At 69.4% G+C, this 23930-nt stretch carries 23 protein-coding genes; 17 read left to right on the forward strand and 6 right to left on the reverse strand.

Going from position 1 to position 23930, the window contains the following annotated elements; genetic code table 11:
- Nucleotides 1–158: 158 nt before the first annotated feature.
- A complete protein-coding gene (locus OG905_RS25550) occupies nt 159–1130 on the reverse strand; it encodes a NaeI family type II restriction endonuclease (protein ID WP_328677553.1) in 972 nt (323 codons plus the stop codon).
- 203 nt (nt 1131–1333) lie between these two features.
- Nucleotides 1334–2344: an SEC-C domain-containing protein gene (locus tag OG905_RS25555; protein WP_328677554.1), complete on the reverse strand. Its 1011-nt coding sequence runs from the start codon at nt 2342–2344 to the stop codon at nt 1334–1336.
- Nucleotides 2345–2495: 151 nt separating this feature from the next.
- Here OG905_RS25555 and OG905_RS25560 point away from each other — a divergent pair, with 151 nt between their 5' ends.
- The 4 genes from OG905_RS25560 (at nt 2496) to OG905_RS25575 (ending at nt 5491) form a co-directional block, all read left to right on the forward strand.
- Nucleotides 2496–3281, forward strand: a complete 786-nt coding sequence (locus tag OG905_RS25560) for a class E sortase (protein WP_328682600.1) — start codon at nt 2496–2498, stop codon at nt 3279–3281.
- Nucleotides 3282–3348: 67 nt separating this feature from the next.
- Nucleotides 3349–3669: a DUF6412 domain-containing protein gene (locus OG905_RS25565; RefSeq protein ID WP_328677556.1), complete on the forward strand. Its 321-nt coding sequence runs from the start codon at nt 3349–3351 to the stop codon at nt 3667–3669.
- 86 nt (nt 3670–3755) lie between these two features.
- The gene (locus tag OG905_RS25570) at nt 3756–4505 is read left to right on the forward strand and encodes a YidC/Oxa1 family membrane protein insertase (protein WP_328677557.1); all 750 of its coding nucleotides are present in this window, start codon (nt 3756–3758) and stop codon (nt 4503–4505) included.
- Between the two features lie 125 nt (nt 4506–4630).
- Nucleotides 4631–5491 (forward strand): fumarylacetoacetate hydrolase family protein, encoded by an 861-nt coding sequence (locus OG905_RS25575; protein ID WP_328677558.1) that lies wholly within the window; start codon nt 4631–4633, stop codon nt 5489–5491.
- Between the two features lie 234 nt (nt 5492–5725).
- On the opposite strand, the gene OG905_RS25580 is transcribed toward OG905_RS25575, so the two are convergent.
- Both OG905_RS25580 and OG905_RS25585 read right to left on the reverse strand, forming a co-directional pair.
- A complete protein-coding gene (locus OG905_RS25580; RefSeq protein ID WP_328677560.1) occupies nt 5726–6220 on the reverse strand; it encodes a heme-degrading domain-containing protein in 495 nt (164 codons plus the stop codon).
- Nucleotides 6217–7296, reverse strand: a complete 1080-nt coding sequence (locus OG905_RS25585; protein WP_328677562.1) for a Gfo/Idh/MocA family oxidoreductase — start codon at nt 7294–7296, stop codon at nt 6217–6219. The genes OG905_RS25580 and OG905_RS25585 overlap by 4 nt, the downstream gene beginning before the upstream one ends.
- 66 nt (nt 7297–7362) lie before the next feature.
- Here OG905_RS25585 and OG905_RS25590 point away from each other — a divergent pair, with 66 nt between their 5' ends.
- The 13 genes from OG905_RS25590 (at nt 7363) to OG905_RS25650 (ending at nt 19701) form a co-directional block, all read left to right on the forward strand.
- Nucleotides 7363–8439 (forward strand): ROK family transcriptional regulator, encoded by a 1077-nt coding sequence (locus tag OG905_RS25590; protein ID WP_328677564.1) that lies wholly within the window; start codon nt 7363–7365, stop codon nt 8437–8439.
- A 136-nt stretch (nt 8440–8575) separates the two neighbouring features.
- Complete coding sequence (locus OG905_RS25595) at nt 8576–9364, forward strand: hypothetical protein (protein ID WP_328677566.1); 789 nt, start codon at nt 8576–8578, stop codon at nt 9362–9364.
- A gap of 30 nt (nt 9365–9394) precedes the next feature.
- Nucleotides 9395–10159, forward strand: a complete 765-nt coding sequence (locus OG905_RS25600; protein ID WP_328677568.1) for a GntR family transcriptional regulator — start codon at nt 9395–9397, stop codon at nt 10157–10159.
- Between the two features lie 188 nt (nt 10160–10347).
- Nucleotides 10348–11469, forward strand: coding sequence for a TIGR03364 family FAD-dependent oxidoreductase (locus tag OG905_RS25605; protein WP_328677570.1), 1122 nt, complete (start codon nt 10348–10350; stop codon nt 11467–11469).
- Nucleotides 11466–12149, forward strand: a complete 684-nt coding sequence (locus OG905_RS25610; protein ID WP_328677571.1) for a phosphonatase-like hydrolase — start codon at nt 11466–11468, stop codon at nt 12147–12149. The genes OG905_RS25605 and OG905_RS25610 overlap by 4 nt, the downstream gene beginning before the upstream one ends.
- Complete coding sequence (locus tag OG905_RS25615) at nt 12146–13198, forward strand: ABC transporter ATP-binding protein (protein ID WP_328677573.1); 1053 nt, start codon at nt 12146–12148, stop codon at nt 13196–13198. The genes OG905_RS25610 and OG905_RS25615 overlap by 4 nt, the downstream gene beginning before the upstream one ends.
- Nucleotides 13199–13304: 106 nt before the next feature.
- On the forward strand, nt 13305–14099 hold the full coding sequence (locus OG905_RS25620; protein WP_328677575.1) for a 2-aminoethylphosphonate ABC transporter permease subunit: 795 nt from the start codon (nt 13305–13307) through the stop codon (nt 14097–14099).
- Nucleotides 14086–14883 carry an ABC transporter permease gene (locus OG905_RS25625; protein WP_328677578.1) on the forward strand — a complete coding sequence of 266 codons (798 nt, stop codon included), beginning with the start codon at nt 14086–14088 and terminating at the stop codon, nt 14881–14883. Before OG905_RS25620 ends, OG905_RS25625 begins: the two co-directional genes overlap by 14 nt.
- A gap of 14 nt (nt 14884–14897) precedes the next feature.
- Nucleotides 14898–15953, forward strand: coding sequence for a 2-aminoethylphosphonate ABC transporter substrate-binding protein (locus tag OG905_RS25630; protein WP_328677579.1), 1056 nt, complete (start codon nt 14898–14900; stop codon nt 15951–15953).
- A gap of 189 nt (nt 15954–16142) precedes the next feature.
- Nucleotides 16143–16922 (forward strand): HAD-IIA family hydrolase, encoded by a 780-nt coding sequence (locus OG905_RS25635; protein ID WP_328677580.1) that lies wholly within the window; start codon nt 16143–16145, stop codon nt 16920–16922.
- A 149-nt stretch (nt 16923–17071) separates the two neighbouring features.
- Complete coding sequence (locus OG905_RS25640; protein ID WP_328677581.1) at nt 17072–17623, forward strand: hypothetical protein; 552 nt, start codon at nt 17072–17074, stop codon at nt 17621–17623.
- A gap of 1 nt (nt 17624) precedes the next feature.
- Nucleotides 17625–18293 carry a class F sortase gene (locus tag OG905_RS25645; RefSeq protein ID WP_328677583.1) on the forward strand — a complete coding sequence of 223 codons (669 nt, stop codon included), beginning with the start codon at nt 17625–17627 and terminating at the stop codon, nt 18291–18293.
- A gap of 403 nt (nt 18294–18696) precedes the next feature.
- Nucleotides 18697–19701 (forward strand): glycoside hydrolase family 6 protein, encoded by a 1005-nt coding sequence (locus OG905_RS25650; RefSeq protein WP_328677586.1) that lies wholly within the window; start codon nt 18697–18699, stop codon nt 19699–19701.
- A 222-nt stretch (nt 19702–19923) separates the two neighbouring features.
- On the opposite strand, the gene OG905_RS25655 is transcribed toward OG905_RS25650, so the two are convergent.
- Together OG905_RS25655 and OG905_RS25660 are read right to left on the reverse strand one after the other, a co-directional pair.
- A complete protein-coding gene (locus OG905_RS25655; RefSeq protein WP_328677588.1) occupies nt 19924–21876 on the reverse strand; it encodes a galactose oxidase-like domain-containing protein in 1953 nt (650 codons plus the stop codon).
- A complete protein-coding gene (locus OG905_RS25660) occupies nt 21873–23795 on the reverse strand; it encodes a glycosyltransferase family 2 protein (RefSeq protein WP_328677590.1) in 1923 nt (640 codons plus the stop codon). Before OG905_RS25660 ends, OG905_RS25655 begins: the two co-directional genes overlap by 4 nt.
- Between the last annotated feature and the right edge of the window lie 135 nt (nt 23796–23930).

The raw sequence follows: 23930 nt of genomic DNA on the forward strand, positions 1-23930 counted from the left end.
CCCACTACCGTATGGCTTGTGGCTTGGTAGGAGAAGATCGCACGTGCGCGAGTGACCAGGCCATCCAGAGTCCGGCAGGCCATCGAGACTGATGTGGCATGGCGAGGGCCGACTTCGGGGGTGAGCGCACGCTGTCGTGTCAGTTTCGCCGGTCGGCTCTAGCGGGATGGGAGCTTAGGGGCCGGAACGTCCTCGTTTTCCCCATCGCCTACTGCGACCCAATGGCAACCGTCAAGCTCAACAGATGGGCGGTCGTCATGATGAGGCTGAGCTCGTGCGACCTGGAAACTGACGAACTCGCCTTTCTCTGGGATAGGTCCCCCCAGCGCCTGAGCTACGGCTCGGTGGTTCGCAGAGTCCCCGGGGATGATGATGCCCTCCTGTCGAAGGGCTGGCCGTGCTCGCGTCCCGCTCTTGTCGTCGCGGACACGAGCCATGTAATCGTGCTGCTGGCCCAGAGTTCTCACGACATTGCGATCGATCCGGCGTCGCTGGACGCGCCGGAATAGCTCGTTGATCCTCCGTTGCCCTGATGTAGGCGCGAGGATCGCATCTCGTATATCTGAATCCAGATGCAGCAGAAGATTTTCCTTCAGTGGCTCTCTGCGCCAGAGCCACGTGATCATCGACCGGTGGGCTTGCGTGAGCCTGAACTTCCCATCGCGATTGCCCTTCTTGGTGATGTTCCCGCTCGTTGTCAGTCTCTTGCGATCCGCGCGGAACAAGCCGGCGCTCCAGAGACCCTGGTGGTCGTCAGCCCAGACGACGAGGCAGATCTCATCCAAGGCTTCCGGCGGGATCATCCAGCCGAATTCCTTCTGCGAGAACTTGCAGTCCACCTCAATGCCTTCGATCAGGTAGTCCATGTCCTGCCCGCTGAGGAAGTCGAACTCCCGCAGCAGATTGATCTCTACCAGCGTGCCTGCGTGCGTCTTTTCGGTCTTGTGAAGGTCGTTCCAGTCGAAGCGTCCCGTGTGCTCCCCGTCGAGCAACTGATCAATGGTGTCCCGGAGGACCTGGCCGAAGCGCTGGCCGTTTGGGTCGCGCGCCATCAAGTACTGGTGAACCAACATGAGTTGAGGATCATCACAGACGCCAGGTGCAGGTCCCGGCGGGTCGAACAGGGTCACTCACGGCTCCTTCTGAGGACAACTGGGGATGCCTCAACGGCACGCTTGGGGACTTGTGGATCTCGCAGGTTTGCACGACACATCGAAGTCCCCGAGCGGCGTCGGCGCGTGCGTTCAGCGGGTGCAGGCAAAGAGGCTCCATAGAGCGCGAGGCGCAGGGCGCAGTGGCAGGAGGCGCCCAGGTCAACAGTCAGTCGAGAGCCTCACGGCTGATTCGGCCCCCCGTGGCAGTCCCTGTACGCAACCCCCGACCCGCACCAGCACGCCGCCCCCCTCGACGGAGGCCACGCCACCGCCCGGCCCCTGGCCGCCAGCGTCGTTGCGTACTGCGGGAGCAGGTCCGCGTTCGACGGGGAGGACTGTTCCGAGGCTGCGAAGGCCTCGTACGACGGGACCGTGCCCGTCACGATGCCCAGGTTGCCCGTGCCTGTGGCCGACAGGTCGCGCAAGGATGCCTCGAGGTCCGTCAGGTGGGCCTCGTGGGTCGGGTATTCGCGTTCCAACTCGGGGTAGGCCGCGAGCAGTTCGTCCAGCTCGGGCTCCGGCCAGTGGAGGACCGCCACCGGGAAGGGGCGAGACAACTCCGAGCGGTAGGAGCCGAGTTCGGAGCGGAGGCGGGCGATTTCTGCCTGGAGTTCGGCCGGGTTGTCGGAGCCCAGGGCCCACAGGCGCTTCGGGTCGTGGAGTTCGTCCAGGGAGATGTCTCCCGGGTGGACCCGGTCCGCCAGGGCGTCGCGGTCGTCGTGGGGGAGGCCCAGGAGGCGGCGGACGCGGTGGCGGCCGGCGAGGAGGGACTGGGTGGCGTAGGGGACCTCGTCGTCGTCCGCGGGGAGCAGCAGGTCCAGGGCCGTGGTGAAGCAGTCGTGGGACGCCTCGAGCTCGTCGTGGGACTCCAGCGTCTCCGCGATGATCTCCCAGGGCGCCGCGTCCGCCGGGGCCGCCGTGCGGATGCCGTTGATCAGGGCGCGGGCCTCTGCCTCGTGGCCGTACTCCCACAGGTTCGCCGCCTGGAGGGCCTTGATCAGCAGGGTGTGCTCGGAGTCCGTGGCGAGGAGGCGGTCGTAGAGGGCGGAGGCGCGTTCGCGGTCGCCTGCCAGCTCAAGGTGGGCCGCGGCTTGGAGAAGCAGTTGCTCGTCGTCCTCGGGGTACCGCGCCGCGGTACGCATCAGGCGCTCGGCTTCGGCGATGTGATCGGCAGGCGTGTCGGGGCGCATGGTGGACACCGTACTGCTGTACGGCGGTTCGGCGGGATGAAGCCCGTGCAAGCCCATACGAGCAAGCCCATACGAGAGGGCTGATGAGTAGCGGCGTACGGATCTGGTGACTTCGGCGATCAGCACCTATCGTGCGCCCGTGCGTGAGCGGATGGCGGTCGTCGTGCAGGGGCGCGGCTCGCGGAGGCGGGCCACGCTCGCCCGTGGGCTGTGGGCGGGCGCCGAGGTCGCCGTCACCCTCGGGGTCGTCGTGCTCCTCCTCGTCGTACACCAGCTGTGGTGGACCAACCGGCAGGCCCGCGAAGGCGCCGAGCACAAGGTTCAGGCCCTGGAACGGGAGTGGGGCGGTCCAGCAAGTGAGGAAGGGGATACTTCGGGAGGGAATGCGGAGGTGTTTCCCGAAGCTGATGCGTCGCGTGAGCCTGGAAGCCCCGACTCAGACCCCGACTCCGGTCCATCCAGCCCGCCGAGACCCCGCTGGGACCAGGCATACGCCGTCCTGCGCATCCCTCGCCTCGGTGTCGTCGCCCCCGTGGCCCAGGGCATCGCCAAGCGGGGAGTCCTCGACAAGGGGTACGTCGGGCACTACCCGGGGACCGCTCAGCCCGGCGAGGCCGGGAACTTCGCCGTCGCCGGGCATCGCAACACCCACGGCGAGCCCTTCCGCCACATCAACCGGCTCCGGGACGGTGACCAGGTCCAGGTCGAGACACGGGACGGGGTGTACCTCTACGTGGTCGACGCCTCGCTGGCGCAGACCTCCCCCCGCGACACGGGAGTGATCTCCCGCATCCCGCGCAGCATCGTGAAGCCCTCCGCCGGATACAGCGAGCCCGGCTACTACCTCACCCTCACCACCTGCACGCCCGAGTTCACCTCCACATACCGGCTCGTCGTCTGGGGGAAGCTGAAGTCCATGCGGCCCCGCCAGAGCTAGCAGCCGTCGTGTATAACGGCTGGAGGGTTCGAGGACCCATCTGAACGATCTGAGAGGAGGAGCGGGCATGGGACAGCGTCGACTGCTGCAGTCGGTTCGGCCCGCCGCGCTCCTGCTTTTCCTCCTCGTCGAAGTCCTCCTCATCGACGGCGGCAGCCTCACCGCCGCGCTCGCGCTCGCCGCGACCGCCACCGCTGCCGCCGGTTCCGCGCTCGTCGTCTGCGCCGTCATCAGCGCGCGCTGTGCGCCCGTCGTGCCCCGCACCCGGGTCCGCACCGCCATCCGCGACCGCGAGCAGCGCACCGCCTTCCTGCCCCAGCGCGATCCCGACGCGAAGGGGCGGACCAGGCCCCGAGCGCCCGGCCGTGCCCTCCTGACGGCCGCGTAGGGAACCCACTCGTACACACCCCTCGCGGGCGTCATGCCGACGTATGTCCTCATCCCGGCACGACGAGACCCTCGGAGGGCTCACCCATGTCCGTTTTCGCCAGCCTGGTCGCACAGCTCGCCGACCTGCTGCAGCCGCTGTTCCACGCGTCCGCCACCGCCGCCGCGATCATCCTGTTCACCGCGCTCGTACGGCTCGCCGTGCATCCCCTCTCGCGGGCGGCCGCCCGCGGGCAGAAGGCCAAGGCCAGGCTCTCGCCGCAGATCGCCGAGCTGCGCAAGAAGCACGCCAAGAACCCGGACCGTATGCAGAAGGCGTTCATGGAGCTGCACGCCGAGGAGAAGGTCTCGCCCCTCTCCGGTTGTCTGCCGAGCCTGCTGCAGCTGCCCGCTTTCTTTCTCATGTATCACCTGTTCTCCAGCGTGCGGATCGGCGGCGAGCCGAACGGCCTGCTCTCGCACACCCTCTTCGCCGCGCCCCTCGGTGACCGCTGGTCCGACGCCCTCGCGCACGGCGGGGTCTTCGGCGGGGCCGGGCTGGTGTACCTCGTGCTCTTCGCGATCGTCGCCGCCGTGGCGACGTACAACTACCGGCGTACGAAGCGGCAGATGGCGGCCGCGCCCCTCGCCGCCGACCAGCAGATGCCCGGCATGGGGGCGATGGGCGCGATGACGAAGGTCATGCCGCTGCTCTCCTTCTTCACGCTGCTGACCGTGGCGTGGGTGCCGCTGGCCGCCGCGCTCTACATCGTCACCAGCACGATCTGGACCGCTGTCGAGCGGGCGTTCCTCTACCGGGACATGCCTGTCGCCGGCGCGCTTGCTACTGCCGCGTAACGGTCCAGGTTGTGAACGGGGTCTTGCGGAGTGGTCTGACGTCTTGGAGGATCGGCCAATCCTCCGATCCTCCCGATGGCCGCTACCCATCGTCGGGGCTCGCACTCGACCAGGGGAGATTGACCATGAAGCTGCTGCGTGTCGGCACTGCGGGCGCCGAGCGACCGGCCCTGCTCGACCAGGACGGTACGACGCTGCGGGACCTGTCCGGCCTTGTCACCGACATCGACGGGGAGCTGCTCGCCGACGCGTCCGCCCTCGCCCGGATACGGGCCGCGGCGGACGCGGGCGGGCTGCCCGTCCTTGAGGCCGACGGCCTGCGGACGGGGGCGCCGGTCGCCCGTATCGGCAAGGTCGTGTGCATCGGGCTGAACTACCACGACCACGCCGCCGAGACGGGCGCGGACACCCCGGCCGAGCCGGTCGTCTTCTTCAAGGCCGCCGACACGGTGATCGGGCCCAACGACACCGTGCTGGTGCCGCGCCGCAGCCGCAAGACCGACTGGGAGGTCGAGCTCGCGGTGGTGATCGGGCGTACGGCGCGCTATATCGAGGACACCGAGGACCCTCTGTCGTACGTCGCCGGGTACGCGGTCGCGCACGACGTCTCGGAACGCGAGTTCCAGATCGAGCGCGGCGGTACCTGGGACAAGGGCAAGAACTGCGAGACGTTCAACCCGCTGGGCCCCTGGCTCGTGACGGCGGACGAGGTCCCCGACCCGCAGGTGCTGAGCCTGAAGCTGTGGGTCAACGGCGAGCTCAAGCAGAACGGCTCCACCGCGGACCAGATCTTCCCGGTGGCCGAGGTGGTGCGCTACGTCAGCCAGTTCATGACCCTGTACCCCGGCGACGTCATCAACACGGGGACGCCGGCGGGTGTGGCCCTCGGGCAGCCGGAGCCGAAGCCGTTCCTGCGGGCGGGCGACGTGGTGGAGCTGGAGGTCGACGGGCTCGGGCGGCAACGCCAGGAGCTCAAGGACGCCTAGGGCGTGTTTGAGAACTCGCGCCTGCCCCGCGACGCCTGGCACGCACACTCGCGGTGTTGTCGGAGTCGCCCAAGTACGTCCAGTACGAGGGCGACCCTCCGCCTTGCGATTGCACGCACCAGACGCCGCGGGGCCCGCCCTACGGGCGTACGGCGCTACTTCTCAAACACGCCCTCGCCCGCATGGACAGCCCGGCGCGGGGTTCGGGACCGGTCCCGTATCCCCGCGCCGGAGTCAGTGACCGCCTCGGTGGGCGGAGATGAAGCGCTCCAGCGCCTCGACCACCATGGCGTGATCCTCGGCCTGCGGCAGGCCCGAGACCGTGACCGTACCGACGACGCCCGCGCCCTCGACGGTGATCGGGAACGAGCCGCCGTGTGCCGCGTACAGGTTCGGATCCAGGCGCGAGGAGTCCTCGAAGGTCGTGCCCTTGGCGCGGTGGCGGGCGCCGACGAGGAACGAGCTCTCGCCGTAGCGCTCGACGACCCGACGCTTGCGGTCGATCCACGCGTCGTTGTCGGCGCTCGACCCCGCCAGCGCGCAGTGGAAGAGCTGCTGCTTCCCGCGGCGGATGTCGATCGCGACCGGGGCCTCACGCAGGTGGGCCATTTCGACCAGCAGGCTGCCGAGCGCCCAGGCGTCGTCGTGGGTGAAGCGGCGCAGCGCCAGCTTGCGTTCCTGGGCCTCGATCTCCTCGACGGTGAGCGGGGCGGGGATGGGGACCGTCATGCCGGGACCTCCACGGTGATTCCTTCGCGTGCGGAGCGGCGGGCGGCCTCCAGGATGTCCAGCGCGTCCGCCGCCTCGTGGGCGGTGACCGGCGGGGGCGTGTCGTCGCGCAGGGCGACGGCGATCGCCGCGTAGTACGCGGGGTAGTCGCCCGGGGCCGACTCGACCGGGCGCCCGCCGTCGCCCGCGCCGATCCGGCCCCACTGGGACTCGGGCTCGACGCCCCATGCGTCCTTGTCCCCGGCCGGGCGGACGCCGTCGCGCAGGGCCGCCTCCTGCGGGTCGAGGCCGTACTTCACGTATCCGGCCTTCGAGCCGAGTACTCGGAAGCGGGGGCCGAGCTGGGCGGTCGTGGCGCTCATGTACAGGTGGGAGCGGACGCCGCTCGTGTGCGTGAGCGCGATGAAGGTGTCGTCGTCGGTCTTGGCGCCGTGGCGACGTACGTCCGCCTCGGCGTACACCCGCTCGACCGGGCCGAACAGGGTCAGCGCCTGGTCGACGACGTGGCTGCCCAGGTCGTACAGCAGGCCGCCGATCTCCTGCGGGTCGCCCGACTCGCGCCAGCCGCCCTTGAGCTCGGGCCGCCAGCGTTCGAAGCGGGACTCGAAGCGCTGTACGTCGCCGAGTTCGCCGGCCGCGATCAGCTGCATCAGAGTCAGGAAGTCGTTGTCCCAGCGGCGGTTCTGGAAGACGGAGAGCAGCAGGCCGCGGTCCTCGGCGAGGGCGGCGAGCTCACGCGCCTCGGCGGCGGTGCCGGCGACCGGCTTGTCGACGACGACCGGGAGACCGGCCTTGAGGGCGGCGGTGGCGATCGGGACGTGGGTCTTGTTGGGGGAGGCGATCACGATCAGGTCGAGCTCGTCCGTGCGGTCCCCCAGCTCGTAGGGCGAGTCCGCGAAGCGCACGTCGGGGAACTCGGCGCGGGCCTGCTGCTGCCGCTCCGGGTTCGAGGTGACGATCGTGTCGAGGGCGAGGCCCTCGGTGGCGGCGATCAGCGGGGCGTGGAAGACGGACCCCGCCAGGCCGTAGCCGACGAGTCCGACGCGAAGCGGGGTGCGGGTGCCGGTACCGGTCATGTCTTCCACTTAAGCAACGGTGTTGCCAAAGTGCAAGCGCAGAGGACAATGGGATCCGTGAAGCCCATGAACCGAACCATCAACGGAGCGAATCTGCCCGCGCTGCGCAGCCACAACGCCGCCCTGGTGCTCGATCTGCTGCGTACGGCCGGTGAGCTCGGCATCAGCCGGATGGAGCTGGCCGAGCGCACCGGGCTGACACCGCAGGCGGTCAGCAAGATCACCGCGCGGCTGCGGGAGGCGGGGCTGGCGGCGGAGGCGGGCCGCCGCGCGTCCACCGGCGGCAGACCCGGCACGGTGCTGCGCCTGGTCCCCTCGGCGGGGCACGCCGTGGGCCTGCATCTGGACCGCGACGAACTGACGGCCGTCCTGCTGGACCTGTCGGGCGCCCCGGTCGCGGTGCGCACCGCTCCTCTCGACCTCGGCGCGGGGGCGGGCGCGGTCGTGGAGCGGGCGGCGGGCGAGGTGGAGGCGCTGCCCACGGCGGGCGGGCGCGTCCTCGGGGTCGGCGTCGCCATGCCGGGGCCCCTCGATCACGCCACTGGCATCGCCCATCGCGTCACCGGGTTTCCCGAGTGGGACGGCTTCCCTCTCCGGGATGCCCTTGCCGTCCGGCTCGGGCTGGCCGTCGTACTCGACAAGGACACCAATGCCGCCGCCCTCGGGCTCGCTCTGCGGGGGGCCGGGGAGTCGTTCGCCTATCTCCACCTCGGGACCGGGCTCGGCGCCGGTCTCGTACTCGGCGGGGCGCTCTACCGGGGCGCGCGCACCGGGGCGGGGGAGTTCGGGCATCAGGTCATCGAGCTCGACGGGCCCCAGTGCGAGTGCGGCAGGCGCGGGTGCATCGAGGCGCTGTGTCTCGGAGCCGTCGGGCTCGGGGATCTCGACCGGGCCGCCGGCGTCCTCGGGATAGGCGCCGCCAATCTCGTCGAACTGCTCGACATCGACCGCGTACTGCTCGGCGGCCGGGTTGTCGACGCCGACGTCGAACCGTTCGTACGCGGTGTCGGCGAGCGGGTCCGTGTCCCGGTGGCGCTCGCCGAAGGGGGCGCGCACGCCGTCGCCGAAGGCGCCGCGCAGCTCGTCCTCGCCCCCCTCTTCGGCCGGGCCGAAGTCGCACTCACCGCACCGAAAATAGGCTGATAGGGCGGATCTGCGTGGCTGATCGGCCCTGCCCGGACGTGGCGACCGGTCACCGCCGCGCGCGCGTGGCAGGGTCTGGCTGCATGACCGGGTGTCCCCCCGGGGTTCGTACGCAGCCGAGCAGCAAAGGTCTCCCATGCGACTGCGCAATGCCCTCGCCGTCGGAGTCACCGCAGCCACCATCGCGCCCGCGGTGCTCACCGGCGCGGCCGCGACGGCCGCCGCCGTGACCGCCCGCGCTGCCGCCGAGACCCTCGCGGGGCCGGCCGCACCGCCGCTTCCCGGACGCCCCGACGACCAGCTGCCCACCTGCGGCAAGGTGTCCGACCCCGACTTCCCCATCGACACCCGTATCCACGGCGGCCCGTCCGTCCACCACCCCGGCGGCGGCTTCGTGGAGTGGTCCGTGGACCTCGCCAACACCACCGGCGAGAGGTGCGGCAACATCCACCCGGTGATCGTCTTCACCGGCCGTGACCCGGGACTCACGCCCGCCCGGCTCGCGCTGGAGTTCTACGACGCCGCGGCGGCCCGCTGGCGCCCCGTCACCCTGGAGACGACCGCCGAGGACGAGATCGTCGGCGCCTTCGACGACGGATTCCCCGGCTTCGTCGTCCCCGCCCACAAGTCGGTCACCGTCAAGGTCCGCCTCGCCCTGGCCGCCGACACCCCGCCCAACCAGGTCACGGTCAACGCCGCGGTCGTCCAGCGCCAGGGCGGCGACGGCGACTGGGTCGGGGAGTCCGGCGACTACCGTTTCGCCGTCCTCGACGACGACGGCTCCGGCGCAACCGACACCGTCGACGAACTCGCCACCACCGGCACCGGCACCCTCCTCCGCCTCGGCGCAGCCATCGGCGCGGTCCTGCTCGGCACCGGGATCCTCGTGCTCGCGCAGCGCCGGATGCGTGCGGGCCGCCGCTGATCGTTCATATACGTCTGCGAACATCCGCTGGTGGACTACCCGAACGACCAGGCGCCCGGCGCCCCTGTCCGCTCCGGCATCCCGGAGCACGGACGCATCCCCAAGTACTACGCCGTCAAGGCCCATATCTCCCTCCTGATCGAGGAGTTGGGCGAGGGAGGGCTGCTGCCGACCGAGCGTGAACTCGCCGTACGGTACGAGGTCTCGCGCGAGACGGTGCGTCAGGCACTACGAGAACTCCTGCTGGAGGGCCGGCTGCGCCGCCAGGGCCGCGGCACGGTCGTCGCGGGCGCCAAGCTGGAGCAGCCGCTCTCGCTCGCCAGCTACACCGAGGGCGTACGCCGCCAGGGACGCACCCCGGGCCGTACGCTCATCAGCCTCGACCGCTTCCCCTGCAACGACGCCCTCGCCGCCGACATCGGCGTGGCCCGCGGCGAGCCCGTATGGCACATGGAGCGGGTGCTGCTCGCCGACGACGAACGCGTCGGCCTGGAGAGTACGTACGTCTCCGTGGCCCGAGTGCCGCGCCTGGACGCCGACTTCGACCCCGACTCCTCGTTCTACGCCTATCTGCGTGAGCAGCTCGGGATCTCCTTCGGCGACGCGGACGAGCGGATCGAGACGGTGCTCGCGACACCGCGCGAGGCGCTGCTGATCGGCACGCCCCCTGCCCTGCCGATGCTGCTGATCCACCGCCTCTCGCGGGACACGGCGGGCAGGCCGCTGGAGCGGGTCCGCACCCTCTACCGCGGCGACCGCTTCAGCTTCACCGCGCATCTGGGCCATCAGGACTGAGGGCTGAACGCGGGGGTTTCTGCCGGGGGTCCGGGGGTTGTCCCCCGGGAGATGCAGCGCAGCGCCCTCTGGACACCTCACCCTGATAACGGGAACGTAACGGGTCTAGGCCAAGATTGAAGGCCCGTTCACCGTCCCGTTGCCGACCGGCCCCGAACGGGACACCAACCCCGAGGAGCTTTGGCGTCGTGAGAGTCATCGTCGTAGGAGCCGGCGTGGTGGGAACCATGCACGCCTGGCACGCAGTGGAACGCGGCCACGAGGTCGTACAGATCGAGCGCGAGAGCGAGGCACGAGGCGCGAGCCTGCGCAATTTCGGCCAGATATGGGTCAGCGGCCGCGCGGGCGGCGAGGAGCTCGAAACCGCTCTGCGCGCCCGTGAGCTGTGGGAGTCCATCGGGGCGCGGGTGCCCGGGCTCGGCTTCCGGGCCATCGGCTCGCTCACTCCCGTGCGCGGCGACCTGGAGCTGGCCGTCGCCGAGGCCGCCGTCGCGCGGCCCGACGCCCCGGCCCGCGGCTACAAGCTCATCACCGCCGACGAGGCGCGCCGGATCAACCCCGCCCTGCGCGGCTCCTTCACCGCCGCCCTGTGGTGCGAGCGGGACGCGGCCGTCGAGCCCCGGCCCGCCCAACTCGCCCTGAAGCAGGCCCTGCTGGCCTCCGGCCGCTACACCTACCTCGGCGGCCGCGAGGTCCGCGACGTGCTCGGTGACCGATCCGTCCGCGACGACCACGGCGACGTACACACCGGCGACGCCGTCGTCCTGTGCCCGGGCGCGGCGCTCTCCGGTCTCGTCCGCGAACTCGTCCCCGACCTGCCCGTGCGCCGGGTGCGCCTGCAGATGATGCAGACCGACCCGCTCGGCGAGCCGCTGACCACCTCGGTCGCCGACGCCGACAGCTTCCGCTACTACCCGGCCTACGCGAGCGAGGCCCTGGACGCGCTCAACGCCGGACAGGACCAGACCCCGACCGCCGCCGCGCACAAGATGCAGCTGCTGATGGTGCAGCGCCGCGACGGCGGGCTGACCATCGGCGACACCCACGAGTACGAGCATCCCTTCGCCTTCGACACGATCGAGGACCCGTACGAGCACCTCACCGAGGTCGTCGAGTCCTTCCTCGGCAGGCCGCTGCCGAGGATCCGCCGCCGCTGGGCGGGTGTGTACGCGCAGTGCACCGACACCAGCCGCGTCGTGCACCGGCAGCAGGTGCGCGACGGAGTGTGGCTGGTGACAGGGCCGGGCGGGCGCGGCATGACCTGCTCGCCCGCGATCGCCGAAACGACCGCGAACGAACTGGGCTGGTGAAGAAGTTGAACGAGCTGAATCTCGTCGTACTGGACATGGCGGGCACCACCGTCGCCGACGGAGGCCTCGTCGAGCAGGCCTTCGCCGCCGCCGCCGAGCGGCTCGGCGCGGATCCCGCCACGATGATCGACTACGTCCGGGCGACGATGGGCGAGTCGAAGATCTCCGTCTTCCGGCACCTCTTCGGTGACGAGACGAAGGCGCAGGCCGCGAACGCCGCGTTCGAGGAGGCGTACGGCGCACTCGTCGACGGCGGGCGCATCGCGCCGGTTCCCGGCGCGCGGGAGGCGATTGAGCACCTGCGCGACCAGGGGCGCACCGTCGTCCTGACCACCGGCTTCGCCCGCGCAACCCAGGACGCGATCCTGGCCGCGCTCGGCTGGCAGGGCCTGGTCGAGCTCACTCTCTGCCCGGCCGACGCGGGCGGCCGCGGCCGCCCCTACCCCGACATGGTGCTCGCCGCCTTCCTGCGCACCGGCGCGGTGGACGGCGTCCGTCAGATCGCGGTCGTGGGGGACACCTCGTACGACATGCGCAGCGGCGTCCGGTCCGGCGCGGGTATCGTCGCCGGCGTGCTGACCGGCGCGCACGACATGGAGCAGCTGCAGACGCACGGCGCGACCCATGTGCTCGGATCCGTCGCCGAGTTGCCGGAGCTCCTGGCCGGGGCAGACCGATGACCAGCGGGATCCGCTTCGAGAACGTCTCGGTCGCGTACGGGAAGAATCTCGTGCTCGACTCGCTCGACCTCACCGTCGAGCCGGGCGAGGTCATGGCGCTGCTCGGGCCCTCGGGCTCGGGCAAGACCACGGCACTGCGGGCCGTCGCCGGATTCGTGCGGCCCGTCTCCGGGCGGGTGTTCATCGGCGACCGCGATGTCACCGGACTGCCGCCGTACCGGCGGGGGATCGGGATGGTCGTCCAGCAGTACGCCCTCTTCCCGCACATGCGGGTCGAGGAGAACGTGGCCTTCGGCCTCAAGGCGCAGAAGGCACCGAAGCGAGAGATACCGGCGCGGGTCGCCGAGGCCTTGGAGATGACCGGGATCGCGGCCTACGCGCAGCGCTATCCGCGCGAGCTCTCCGGCGGTCAGCAGCAGCGCGTCGCGATCGCGCGGGCGCTGGCGATCCGGCCGGGCGTGCTGCTCCTCGACGAGCCGTTGTCGGCACTGGACGCGCAGCTCAGGTCCGGGATGCTGGCGGAACTGGCCCGGCTGCACCGGGAGTTGCCGGACGTCTCGATCCTGTACGTCACGCACGACCAGGTCGAGGCACTGACGCTCGCGGACCGGATCGCGGTGATGGACAGGGCGCGGCTGAGGGACTGCGGTACGCCGCAGGAGCTGTACCGGCGGCCGCGTACGGAGTTCACGGCGTCGTTCGTCGGCAACGCGAACCTCATCCCGGTCACGGTCGGTTCGGGTTCCGTGTCCTTCGCCGGCTCGGACCTGAAGGTCCCCACGGCCGAGATCGCAGCCGGGGCGAGCGCGACGCTGTGCGTACGGCCGCACCTGATCGGCCTCGGGGACGGCCCGAACGCCCTGCGCGGCACTCTCGCCGAGATCCAGTGGCGGGGCTCCACACACCGGCTGTACGTGGACGTCGACGGTCACCGCGTCAAGGCGGACGTCCGTGAACTGCGGGCGACGCCTTCGCTGGGGGACGAGGTCACGGTGCACTTCGCGCCGGAGGACGCGGTGTTGCTGGCGGACGGGGTGAGCCATGGGTAGTCCCGCTGGACGCCCGGCATTCGCTGAACGCCGTCCGGGGGTTGTGCCCACCCTCCCCCAGGGCCCTTCGGGCCTGGGAGGTGCCCCCATCGCCCTCGCGGAACGTATGCCCACAACGCTGTGGCTTCTTCCTCCCGTCGCCGTCCTGGCGCTCGTCTTCCTGTATCCCCTCGCGCTCGTCGTACAGGAGTCCCTCTCACCCGGCGCCTACTCCGACGTCTTCGGCTCCCAGGCCTTCCGCGACGCCCTGGCCACCACCGTCTGGCTCGCCGTCGGTGCCACCGTCGGGTGTCTCGTCCTCGGGTTCGTCCTTGCCCTGGTCATCGCCTTCGTGCCCTTCCCCGGCGGCAAGGCGGTCGCCAAGTTCATCGACGTATTCCTCTCCTTTCCCTCCTTCCTCATCACCCTCGCGCTGCTCTTCGTCTACGGCACGGTCGGGATGGCCAACGGACTGTGGACGGACGTCACCGGCGCGGCCGAGGGCCCCTTTCACTTCCTCACCACCCCCTGGGGCGTACTCCTCGCGGAGATCACCTACTTCACACCCTTCGTGATGCGCCCCCTCCTCGCCGCCTTCTCGCAGCTCGACACCGCCCAGCTGGAGGTCGCCTCCTCGCTCGGGGCGCGGCCCGCGCGGATCGTGCGGCGGGTGATCCTGCCCGAGGCGCTGCCCGCGCTCGCCGCCGGCGGGAGTCTCGTACTCGTCATGTGCCTCAACGAGTTCGGCATCGTCCTGTTCACCGGGGCCAAGGGCGTGACCACCCTGCCGATGCTCGTCTACGGCAAGGCGATCCTCGAGTCCGACTATCCGGCCGCCTGCGTCGTCGCCGTCGTCAACATCGCGATCTCCGTGGGTCTCTACAGCCTCTACCGAATGGTCAGCCGTCGTGTTGGTGCATAGCCGCAAGGGGAAATGGGCCGCCTGGGCGCTCTTCCTCGTCCTCTTCCTGCCTCTCTTCGCGCTGCCGCTGCTCGTCATCGTCGCCGCGTCCTTCTCGACGCACTGGTCCGGCGCCTTCCCCTCCGGGCCGACGACCGAGCACTACAGCGCTGCCCTCCGCGGTGAATCCCTCCAAGCCCTCACCACCAGCCTGGTCACCGCCGTCACCGCCAGCCTGCTCGCCCTCACCGTCGGCAGCTGGGCAGCCATCGCGGCCGCCGGCCTGGGGAAACGCGGGCGGCGCGTGCTCGACGCGCTGTTCGTGCTGCCCGTCGCCGTCCCCTCCGTGGTCGTCGGCCTGGCGATCCTCGTCGCCTTCTCCAAGCCGCCGATGCTGCTCAACGGCACCCGCTGGATCGTGATCCTGGCGCACACCGTGCTTGTCACGGCGTTCGCCCACCAGTCGGTCGCCGCCGCCATCATCCGTCTCGACCCGATGTACGAGCAGGCGGCGGCGAGCCTCGGCGCCCGCCCCTCGTACGTCATGTTCCGGGTGAAACTCCCACTCCTGCTGCCGTCGCTCACCGCGGCCGCAGGGCTCTGCTTCGCCCTGTCCATGGGCGAACTGAGCGCCACGATGATGCTCTACCCGCCCGACTGGATGCCGCTGCCGGTACTCATCTTCACCGCCACCGACCGCGGGTCCCTCTTCACCGGATCGGCCCTCGCGGTCGTCCTCATGGGCACGACGCTCCTCGTCCTGCTCGCCGTCTCCCGCATCCGCACCAGAGCCTCTTACCGCTAGGAGAAGCACACGCCATGCACAGCCACCTCAAGCCGATCGCCGCCGTCGTCGGCAGCCTCGCACTCGCCGCCTCCCTCACCGCCTGTGGCGGCTCGGCCGCCGCCGAAGAGAAGGTCGTCACCGTCTACAGCGCCGACGGCCTCAAGGGCGAGAAGGGCGACGGCTGGTACGACCAGGTCTTCAAGGACTTCGAGAAGGAGACCGGCATCAAGGTCAAGTACGTGGAGGGCGGCTCGGGCGAGATGGTGCAGCGCGCCGCCCGCGAGAAGTCCAACACCCAGGCCGATGTCATCGTCACCCTTCCGCCCTTCATCCAGCAGGCCGACTCCAAGGGACTGCTCCAGGCGTACGAGCCCAAGGGCGCCGACAAGGTCAACGGCGCCGACAAGTCCGGTGACGGCAAGTGGACTTCGGTCGTGAACAACTACTTTGGCTTTGTCTGCAACAAGAAGGAATTGAAGACCGCTCCGAAGACCTGGGAGGAGCTGCTCGACTCGACGTACGAGGACAAGCTGCAGTACTCCACGCCCGGCGTCGCGGGCGACGGCACCGCCGTGGTCATCAAGGCCATGCACGACTTCGGCGGCCAGGAGCCGGCGATGGCATATCTGAAGAAGCTCCAGGCCAACAACGTCGGCCCGTCCTCTTCCACCTCCAAGCTCGCGCCCAAGGTCGACAAGGGCGAGATCCTCGTCGCCAACGGCGATGTGCAGATGAACTTCGCGCAGTCCAAGTCCATGCCGAACCTCGCGATCTGGTTCCCGGCGAAGGAGGGCGGCAAGCCCACCACCTTCGCGCTTCCCTACGCGGCGGGTCTGGTCAACAAGGCCCCGCACAGCGAGAACGGCAAGAAGCTCCTCGACTTCATGCTTACCGAGAAGGCGCAGAAGCAGGTCAGCGCGATCGGCGGCGGCTTCTCGGCCCGCAGCGATGTGAAGGCGACCGACGCCAACGCCATCGACCTCGCCAAGCTGCTGGAGGGCATCGAGGTCTTCGAGCCGGACTGGAAGGACATCGACAAGAACCTCCAGTCCTATGTGGACGCGTGGAAGTCCGCGACCGGCAGTTAGTGGTAACGGGTCCAGCCCAATGCCTCAGTCCTGCCTTCATCTACAACACATGTGAGGGCGCACGCGGGTACGGAGCACGAATCCGACGGGGTCAAGGTCACAGCTTCCTGATTAGGCTGGGGGCGCCGCCACACCGTCGTCGCGGCGTCCCCAGCACAGTGAGTTTCCGTACGGCAGGAGTCCGCCCGCATGGCAGAGCGCAAGCCGATCGAATCCTGGCTCACCGACATGGACGGTGTCCTCATCCACGAGGGCGTGCCGATCCCGGGTGCCGACGCCTTCATCAAGAAGCTGCGGGAGACCGGGAAGCCTTTCCTGGTCCTGACGAACAACTCCATTTACACCGCGCGTGACCTGCATGCCCGGCTCGCCCGGATGGGCCTGGACGTGCCCGTCGAGAACATCTGGACCTCGGCGCTGGCCACCGCGCAGTTCCTGGACGACCAGCGCCCCGGCGGCACGGCATACGTCATCGGCGAGGCGGGTCTGACCACCGCGCTGCACGACATCGGCTATGTCCTCACCGACCACGACCCCGACTACGTGGTGCTGGGCGAGACCCGTACGTACAGCTTCGAGGCCCTGACCAAGGCGATCCGGCTGATCAACGCCGGGGCACGGTTCATCGGCACCAACCCCGACGAGACCGGGCCCTCCGCCGAGGGCCCGCTGCCCGCCACCGGCTCGGTCGCCGCGCTGATCACCAAGGCGACCGGCAAGGAGCCGTACTTCGCGGGCAAGCCGAACCCGTTGATGATGCGGACCGGGCTCAACGCCATCGGCGCGCACTCCGAGACCAGCGCCATGATCGGCGACCGGATGGACACGGATGTGCTGGCCGGTCTCGAGGCGGGCATGGAGACCTTCCTGGTGCTGACCGGGCTGACCAGCCCCGAGGGCATCGACAAATTCCCCTTCCGGCCCTCCAAGGTCGTCGACTCGATCGCCGATCTCGTCGACCGGATCTGACGTCGGCCGGTCTGGCGCCCACCGGGTGTGAGCCGAACGGGTCTGACGCATTTGGGCACGTCAGGGGGCTCAAATGGACGACCGGGCCGCTCTTGCGGATGCGAAAACGCCCCAGACGCGTGAATCTTTTCCGTATCAGGAGGTTCACGATGCGTTCATGCTTGATAGCTCTCCGTGCCGCAGGGGTGGCCACGGTCCTGGTCCTGGCGCCCGCCGCCACCGCCGCACATGCCGACGACTCCGTGCAAGTCGCGGTCGCACCGGCCACCGTCGTCCCGGGCGATCAGGTGGCGATCAGCGTCTCGGGCTGCGCGGGGACCACGGCCACCGTCACGTCCCAGGCCTTCGCCGCGGACGTGGAGCTCTCCACCAAGCAGGGCTCCCAGTTCTCCGGACAGACGACCGTGAAAGCCGGCGTGAGTTTTGCCGCGTACGAGGTCAGCGTCGTCTGTGACGGTCATCGCCACCCGGCGAAGGGCCAGATCAAGGTCGTCCAGTCGCCGACGGATCAGCGGACCCCCGTCGCGCCGGTCCGCGCGGGCGGTGGCGGCGCGGCCCATCTCGCCGTGGCCACGACGGACCGCGTCGAGGGCACGGGCCCCGGCACCCCGCACGCCGTGATCGGTCTCGTCCTCGCGGGCGTTGCGGCGACCGCCGTGGCCTTCCGCAGCTCACGGCGGCGCCGGACGGAATCGGACTGACATGTCCTCCGCCGAACGCTCGGCGGGGACCGGTCGGCTGCTCACCGGAGTGGCCTGGGCGGTACTCCTGCTCGGGCTGTGGCTCTGGGGCAAAGGGTTCACCGGCGGTTTCGGCGGCACCTCCGCGCCGACCACGGGCGATGTGGCGGCGGTCGGACGGCCGCTCGGCGTGCCCCTGCCGCCCGCCCTCGATCCGCTGAGCCCCGCCACGCCCGACCGGGTGGAGATACCGTCGATAGGCGTCGCCGCCCCCGTCGTCCCGCGCGGTCTGGACTCCGCCGGCGCGGTCGACCCTCCGCCGTACGCCATGCAGAACACCGTCGGCTGGTACGGCAGCGGCACGCAGCCGGGAGCGTCCGGCGCGGCGCTGCTCGTGGGTCATGTCGACACAGAGACAAAACCGGCCGTCTTCTACGGGCTGAGCTCCGCCCGCCCCGGCGAGAAGGTCCGGGTGAGCAGGACCGACGGCTCGGTCGTGGAGTTCACCATCGACGACATCCAGGTCTTCGGCCGGGACCGCTTCGATCCGCGGAAGGTCTACGGGCCGCGCGAGGACGGGCGGGCGGAGCTGCGGCTGATCACCTGCGGCGGCACGTTCGACCGCGCGACACGCACGTACAACGCGAATGTGGTCGTCTCGGCGTATCTGACCGCGGTGGTGAAGGAGTAGTGGGCGAAGCAGTCGACAGGGTCCAACCTGGCTCGACCGACGACATGCTCCCCCCAGGGGCCGTCGGCCGAGCCGGTCCTCGACCGCGGGCGCCCGGGCTGCGGGAGAAGCCCGGCACCGGCACGGGAGGTTCTGGTTGGTCCGGTCGCGCTCAAGGTCAGGGGCCGGGGCCGTTGCCCGACACTCTAGAGCGGTCGGTGGGCCGGGCCTAGGGGCGGGATAACACCATGTCGTGAACTCGTCGCCCTCGGTGGCTATTTCCTTCCCGTCGCCCGGCGAGCACACCGCGACGAGGTGCGGGCTCGTGGCTCTCGCCGCGCGTGTGTCAGGATGGATTCGACCTGTCTTGTCCGGTGGAAAGCCCGGGTGGCGGTCACCTGCAAGTGCAGCCAAGGGGGAGTGGATGTACGGGAGTTCCACCGGGCGTGCCCGCCTGTGCGGGGCCGCGGCGGGGGCGGCGGTGCTGCTTCTGCTCGCAGGCTGTTCCACCGACGACGGCGAGGACAACAAACCGGCGGTGAGCCAGCAGCCCAAGGCGAACGATCCCTACTGGGTCAATCCCGACGGGAAGGCCGCGCGGCAGGTTGCCGCGTACCGCAAGGACGGCGACGACAAGAACGCCGAACTGATCAAGAAGATCGCCGAGCAGCCCGTCGGCGAATGGATCGGCCCGGACAAACCGGAGGCCGAGGCCAAGGGCTTCACCGAGGCGGCCGCGCAGGCCGACCGGGACGCACTGCTCGTCCTCTACAACATCCCGCACCGCGACTGCGGACAGTTCTCCAAGGGCGGCGCGGCCGACGGCAACGCCTACCGGGAGTGGGTCGGCAAGGTCGCGGCAGGGATCGGCGACCGGCGGGCCACGGTGATCCTGGAGCCGGACGCGGTGCTGCATCTCGTGGACACGTGCACGCCGCAGGAGTTCCACGAAGAGCGGTTCGACCTGCTCAAGGGTGCCGTCGAGCGGCTGAAGCAGCAGCCGAACACGAAGGTGTATCTGGACGCGGGCAACGCGGGCTGGTCGCAGCCGGACGCGCTGTTCGACCCGCTGCGACGAGCCGGGGTCGACAAGGCCGACGGCTTCTCCGTCAACGTCTCCAACTTCTATCCGACCGCGGCGAGCAAGGAGTTCGGCCGCAAGCTGTCCGCGAAGGTCGGCGGCAAGCACTTCGTGATCGACACCAGCCGTAATGGCAACGGCCCGTACACCGCGAGCCAGGACCCGTGGTGCAATCCGCCGGGCCGCGCGCTGGGCGAGAAACCGACGACGCGGACGGGCGACGCGCTCGTCGACGCGTATCTGTGGGTCAAGCGGCCTGGGGAGTCGGACGGGGAGTGCAGGGGTGGGCCGCGGGCGGGGGAGTGGTGGGCGGAGTACGCGCTGGGGTTGGCGCGGGCGTCGAAGTAGGCGGTGGGGTGGGGGCGGTGCGGGTCGCCTGCGGCGGGCCCCACGCGGCGGAGCCGCAAATCGATACAGCCCCACCCCGCCCCTCCCCGTAACCGGGGCTCCGCCCCAGACCCCGCGCCTCAAACTCCCCCAGACTTCGTCCGGGGGGACCCCCACGGGGCTGAAATGTGCGGCAGGGCCGCACATCCAGCCCCGCCGGCGTTTGAGGACACGCCCGAAGGGCTACGGAACCTCCACCCACACACCCTCCGACGGCGTCCCCTTCTCGTCCGTCACAAACAGCATGTACCAGCCCGACGGCACCAACGCCCGATTCGACGGCACCGTCACCTCGACCCCGCCCGCCGCCTTCTTCACGTCCAGCGCGATCGACCGCTGATCCGTGTCCGTGACATGCGTGACCGCGCTCGGCCGTATCAGCTTCGCCGTCTTGACGGACGCGGCGTTCTTGACCTTGAACGTCCCCGTGTCCCCGCGCGCGATCGACTTCGGGCCCCCGCTCACCACCGGCTTGGAGTCCCGGTAGAGATACGGCGGCGTGTAGATCTCGATGCGCTGCTCGAAGACGCCCGGCTTCGTGTTCGCCTTGTCCGCGAACAGCGAGTCCGAGCCGAAGATCATGACGCGGCCGTCGGGGAGCAGCACCGAGCCCGAGTGGTAGTTGCGCCCCACCGCGGGGTCGGCGACCCGCTTGTACGTGCCGGTCTTCGGGTCGTACGTGCGCGCCTGGAGTACGTTCGAGCCGCCGCGCCCCCGGTAGTCCGAGGAGCCTCCGGTCACCAGGATCGAGTCGTCCGGCAGCAGCGAGGCGCTCGGATAGCGCGTGCCCTTCTCCAGTGAAGCGCCGTCCTTGAAGCGGGGGTTGTTCTCCTTGAGGTCGACCAGGCGGGACTTCTCACTCGCCTTCTCGGACTCGCCGACCCCGCCGCCGCCGATGACCATGAACTTCTGGTCCTGGGCGGGCGGCAGCATGACCGTGGCGGAGGTCTCCATCTTGTCCGGGTCGCTCAGCCCGGGGACCTTGACGAACTTGTTCGTCTTCAGGTCCCAGACGCCCGGCGCGCGGCCGACGTCGGCCGGTCCGTACCCGGCGTTGGAGCCGGAGTAGAAGAGCTTGCCGTTGTCCATCAGGAAGATCGCCGGGTAGGTGGGGAACTTCCTGATGATCCCGGTGTACTGCCACTTCTTGGTCTTCGGGTCATAGACCTCGTCCTTGCCGGGGACGATCTGCCCGATCTCGTCGAGGCCGGAGAGCGCGAGGACCTTGCCGTCCTTGAGCGTGGTCAGCGTGGGGTACCAGCGAGCCTCGTTCATCGGGTCGACGGTGATGTACTTCTCCGCCACCGGGTCGAACTCGTAGGCCTCCTTGATGCCCTGGAAGTCCTTCTTGTCGAGGGCGAGCTTCTGCGCGATGCCGTAGATGTTGCGGGCGTCGGAGCCCTTGAGGCCCTGCACGCGGTAGTTGTCCTCGGTGCCGGTCTCGTGGTCCTTACCGGACTCCTCGGCCTCGACGTAGATGCGGCCGAGGCCCGGCTCGGTCCGCAGGAACTTGCCCGTCGCCGGGTCGAAGACCTTCTTCGCCTTCTCCACCAGGACGGGGTCCTTGGAGACGAAGGTCTTGCCGTTCTGCTTGCCGGTGAACTTGGTGCCCGCGGGCAGCGTCTTGGGCTCGTCCGGGTCCTCGTTGTGCACGACCATCAGGCCGCCGGCCTTGGTGGTGTCGCCCTTGAGCTTCTCGTACCGCTTGGTGCCGCCCGCGACCAGGAGCTTGCCGTCGGGCAGTTGGGTGTGCCCGGCGCAGAACATGTCCTTGGGTGTGGGGATCTTCTTGAACTCATTGGTCCTGGGATCCCACAGCACCGATTCGAACTTCTTCGCGTCGAAGTTCTTCTGGTTGTTGCCCGATCCGGCGATGAGCAGCACCTTGCCGGTGTGCAGCAGCGCGGCGTGGATGGTGTTGATGCGGTACTCGGCGGGGACGTCCAGGAAGTCCCAGTGACCGTTCGCAGCCTTGTACTCGGGCTTGTTGATCTTGTAGTCGTGGTACTGATCCGAGCCGAAGCGCCACAGCGCGGGCCCGTTGAAGCCGGCCACCGCGACGATCACCGCGGCGCCGATCGCTATCCGGCGGGCCCGGTTCTTGCGGTGGTTCGGCCGGACGGGCAGCGTGCTCATTTCTTACGTCCCCCAAGGGCGATCTGCATGGTCTGTTCTGCGACGGAGCCCGGCCGCTGCTGCGGCACATGGGCCTCGGGCTGTGCGGCCGGCGGCCGCCCGCCGCCGTGCCGCCGTGTGCGCTTCTTCTTCTCCGCGCGGATGCCGTGGCGCCAGGCGAAGATCGGCGCCGCGGTGATCAGCAGGGCCAGCGTCGCCCACGTGATCATCGCCGGATGGTCGTGCCCGAAGTAGAAGGAGGAGCCCAGCGATCCGCCGAAGACGAGGATGAAGAAGAGATGGATCCGGAAGGTGCCGAAGAGGGTGTCCGGGCTGGACGAGTCGCCCTTGGGGGTCACGACGAACTTGCTCTTGCGGCGCAGTACGGCGTCCATCAGCGAGCGTGCGTAGATCGGCGCGGAGAGCGCGGACATGACCATGCCCGCGAGTCCGCCGGAGCCCTCGGGCTCGTGCGGCGAGACGTTGTGGCGGCGGTTCCAGATGTAGAGGCCGATCTGGAGCGCCGAGGCATTGCCGTACAGCATCATCCAGATCGTGGGGTCGATCTGCACACCCGAGGCGCCCATGCCCAGGAACAGCGCACAGCTCAGCGCCGCCAGGATCCAGTTGAGGGCCGACATCGGGTAGAAGATGATCATCATCGTGTAGTTGAAGAGCTTGCCCGGCGGCAGGGAGTAGAAGCCCTTCCAGTACTGCTTCATGATCGTTTCGTACGTGCCCCGCGACCAGCGCAGCTGCTGGGTGAAGAAGTCGGTCCAGGCCGTGGGCCCCTCGCCGACGGCCAGCACGTCCGGGGTGTAGACCGAACGCCACTTGTTCCCGGTGTCCGGGTTGCTGGCGCGGTGCATCTCGAAGCCGGTGGCCATGTCCTCGGTGATCGAGTCGTACAGACCGCCGATCTGCTTGAGCGCCTTGATGCGTACGGCGTTGGAAGTGCCGACGAACATGGGCGCGCCGTAGCGGTTGCCCGCGCGCTGGATCAGGGCGTGGAAGAGGAACTGCTGGGACTCGGCGGCCTTGGTGACGAACGTGTCGTAATTGCCGTAGACCTGCGGGCCGATGACAAAACCGACGTCGGGGTCGCGGAAGTAACCGAGCATCCGCTCCAGATAGTTGGGCAGCGGGACGTGGTCGGTGTCGACGGAGGCGAAGAAGTCGTAGTTGCCGCCGTGCGCCTCGAGCCAGGCGTTGTAGTTGCCGTGCTTGGTCTTGGCGCGGTGGGCGCCCTTGGCCTGGTTCCACTTCGCTATGCCCTTGCGCGAGAAGTGGTGGACGCCGAGCCGCGCGCACACCTCCTTGACGGCGGGGTCGTCGCCCTCGTCGAGGAGCCAGACGTGCATCAGCCCGCGGTGGCGGATCCTGACGGCCGCCTCCAGGGTCTTGGTCACCATCTCCAGGGGCTCCTTGCCCGGCACGAAGGAGGTGAGGAAGGCGACCTTGGTGCCTGACTCGGGCACCACGGGGACGGGATCACGCGCCACCAGCGTCGCGTGCGCGTTGGACAGGACGTTCATCGTGCGGAAGAGCTCGATCAGACCGATCGAGACGAGCATGACGATGTCGAGAATGAGCAGCGTGTCGTTCTTGAGGTTCGGATCGCGCTCGGTCCAGTGCTGTGGCTGCATCAGCCAGGCGAACAGACCCAGCGACACCAGCGGCGCGGCTCCCAGCAGCAGGGCGGCCCGTATGCGGTGCGGCTCCTGCGAGAGCAGGGAGCGGTACTGCACGGTGTACGGCTTGGTGGGATCGGGCTGGGTGAGGGGGCCGGCGAGGCGGCTGTAGTGCTCGTAGTCGTACCGGGGCAGCGCCTTCTTCGGGCGCAGCCGGTGCCCTCCGGTGCGCAGATGGGCGGGTACCCGGAGCTGAGTCGTCAGGGAAGGGTCGTTTTGCTGCCCGGCGCCGTTCGGCGTCGACGTCATGAGTCATCCCCCCGCACGCATGCTGGCTGCGTGTGATGTGGTCGGTTCTTAAGTCCTGACCCCGGTCCCCCTCGACCAGTTGCCCTGGACACATCAGTGGCGGGCCACCGTCCCTACAGACACGAAACAGTCACT

The sequence above is a fragment of the Streptomyces sp. NBC_00322 genome, from assembly GCF_036147535.1.
GTDB lineage: Bacteria > Actinomycetota > Actinomycetes > Streptomycetales > Streptomycetaceae > Streptomyces.

What these genes read in the sequence shown, in the direction of transcription:
- OG905_RS25570 (WP_328677557.1), top strand. Translation starts at nt 3,756, where the DNA reads ATGTCCGTTTTCGCCAGCCTGGTCGCACAGCTCGCCGACCTGCTGCAG.
- OG905_RS25560 (WP_328682600.1), top strand. Translation starts at nt 2,496, where the DNA reads ATGGCGGTCGTCGTGCAGGGGCGCGGCTCGCGGAGGCGGGCCACGCTC.
- OG905_RS25615 (WP_328677573.1), top strand. Translation starts at nt 12,146, where the DNA reads ATGACCAGCGGGATCCGCTTCGAGAACGTCTCGGTCGCGTACGGGAAG.
- OG905_RS25660 (WP_328677590.1), bottom strand. Translation starts at nt 23,795, where the DNA reads ATGACGTCGACGCCGAACGGCGCCGGGCAGCAAAACGACCCTTCCCTG.
- OG905_RS25580 (WP_328677560.1), bottom strand. Translation starts at nt 6,220, where the DNA reads ATGACGGTCCCCATCCCCGCCCCGCTCACCGTCGAGGAGATCGAGGCC.
- OG905_RS25555 (WP_328677554.1), bottom strand. Translation starts at nt 2,344, where the DNA reads ATGCGCCCCGACACGCCTGCCGATCACATCGCCGAAGCCGAGCGCCTG.
- OG905_RS25630 (WP_328677579.1), top strand. Translation starts at nt 14,898, where the DNA reads ATGCACAGCCACCTCAAGCCGATCGCCGCCGTCGTCGGCAGCCTCGCA.
- OG905_RS25655 (WP_328677588.1), bottom strand. Translation starts at nt 21,876, where the DNA reads ATGAGCACGCTGCCCGTCCGGCCGAACCACCGCAAGAACCGGGCCCGC.
- OG905_RS25620 (WP_328677575.1), top strand. Translation starts at nt 13,305, where the DNA reads ATGCCCACAACGCTGTGGCTTCTTCCTCCCGTCGCCGTCCTGGCGCTC.
- OG905_RS25650 (WP_328677586.1), top strand. Translation starts at nt 18,697, where the DNA reads ATGTACGGGAGTTCCACCGGGCGTGCCCGCCTGTGCGGGGCCGCGGCG.
- OG905_RS25595 (WP_328677566.1), top strand. Translation starts at nt 8,576, where the DNA reads ATGCGACTGCGCAATGCCCTCGCCGTCGGAGTCACCGCAGCCACCATC.
- OG905_RS25590 (WP_328677564.1), top strand. Translation starts at nt 7,363, where the DNA reads ATGAACCGAACCATCAACGGAGCGAATCTGCCCGCGCTGCGCAGCCAC.
- OG905_RS25585 (WP_328677562.1), bottom strand. Translation starts at nt 7,296, where the DNA reads ATGACCGGTACCGGCACCCGCACCCCGCTTCGCGTCGGACTCGTCGGC.
- OG905_RS25565 (WP_328677556.1), top strand. Translation starts at nt 3,349, where the DNA reads ATGGGACAGCGTCGACTGCTGCAGTCGGTTCGGCCCGCCGCGCTCCTG.
- OG905_RS25635 (WP_328677580.1), top strand. Translation starts at nt 16,143, where the DNA reads ATGGCAGAGCGCAAGCCGATCGAATCCTGGCTCACCGACATGGACGGT.
- OG905_RS25575 (WP_328677558.1), top strand. Translation starts at nt 4,631, where the DNA reads ATGAAGCTGCTGCGTGTCGGCACTGCGGGCGCCGAGCGACCGGCCCTG.
- OG905_RS25645 (WP_328677583.1), top strand. Translation starts at nt 17,625, where the DNA reads ATGTCCTCCGCCGAACGCTCGGCGGGGACCGGTCGGCTGCTCACCGGA.
- OG905_RS25640 (WP_328677581.1), top strand. Translation starts at nt 17,072, where the DNA reads ATGCGTTCATGCTTGATAGCTCTCCGTGCCGCAGGGGTGGCCACGGTC.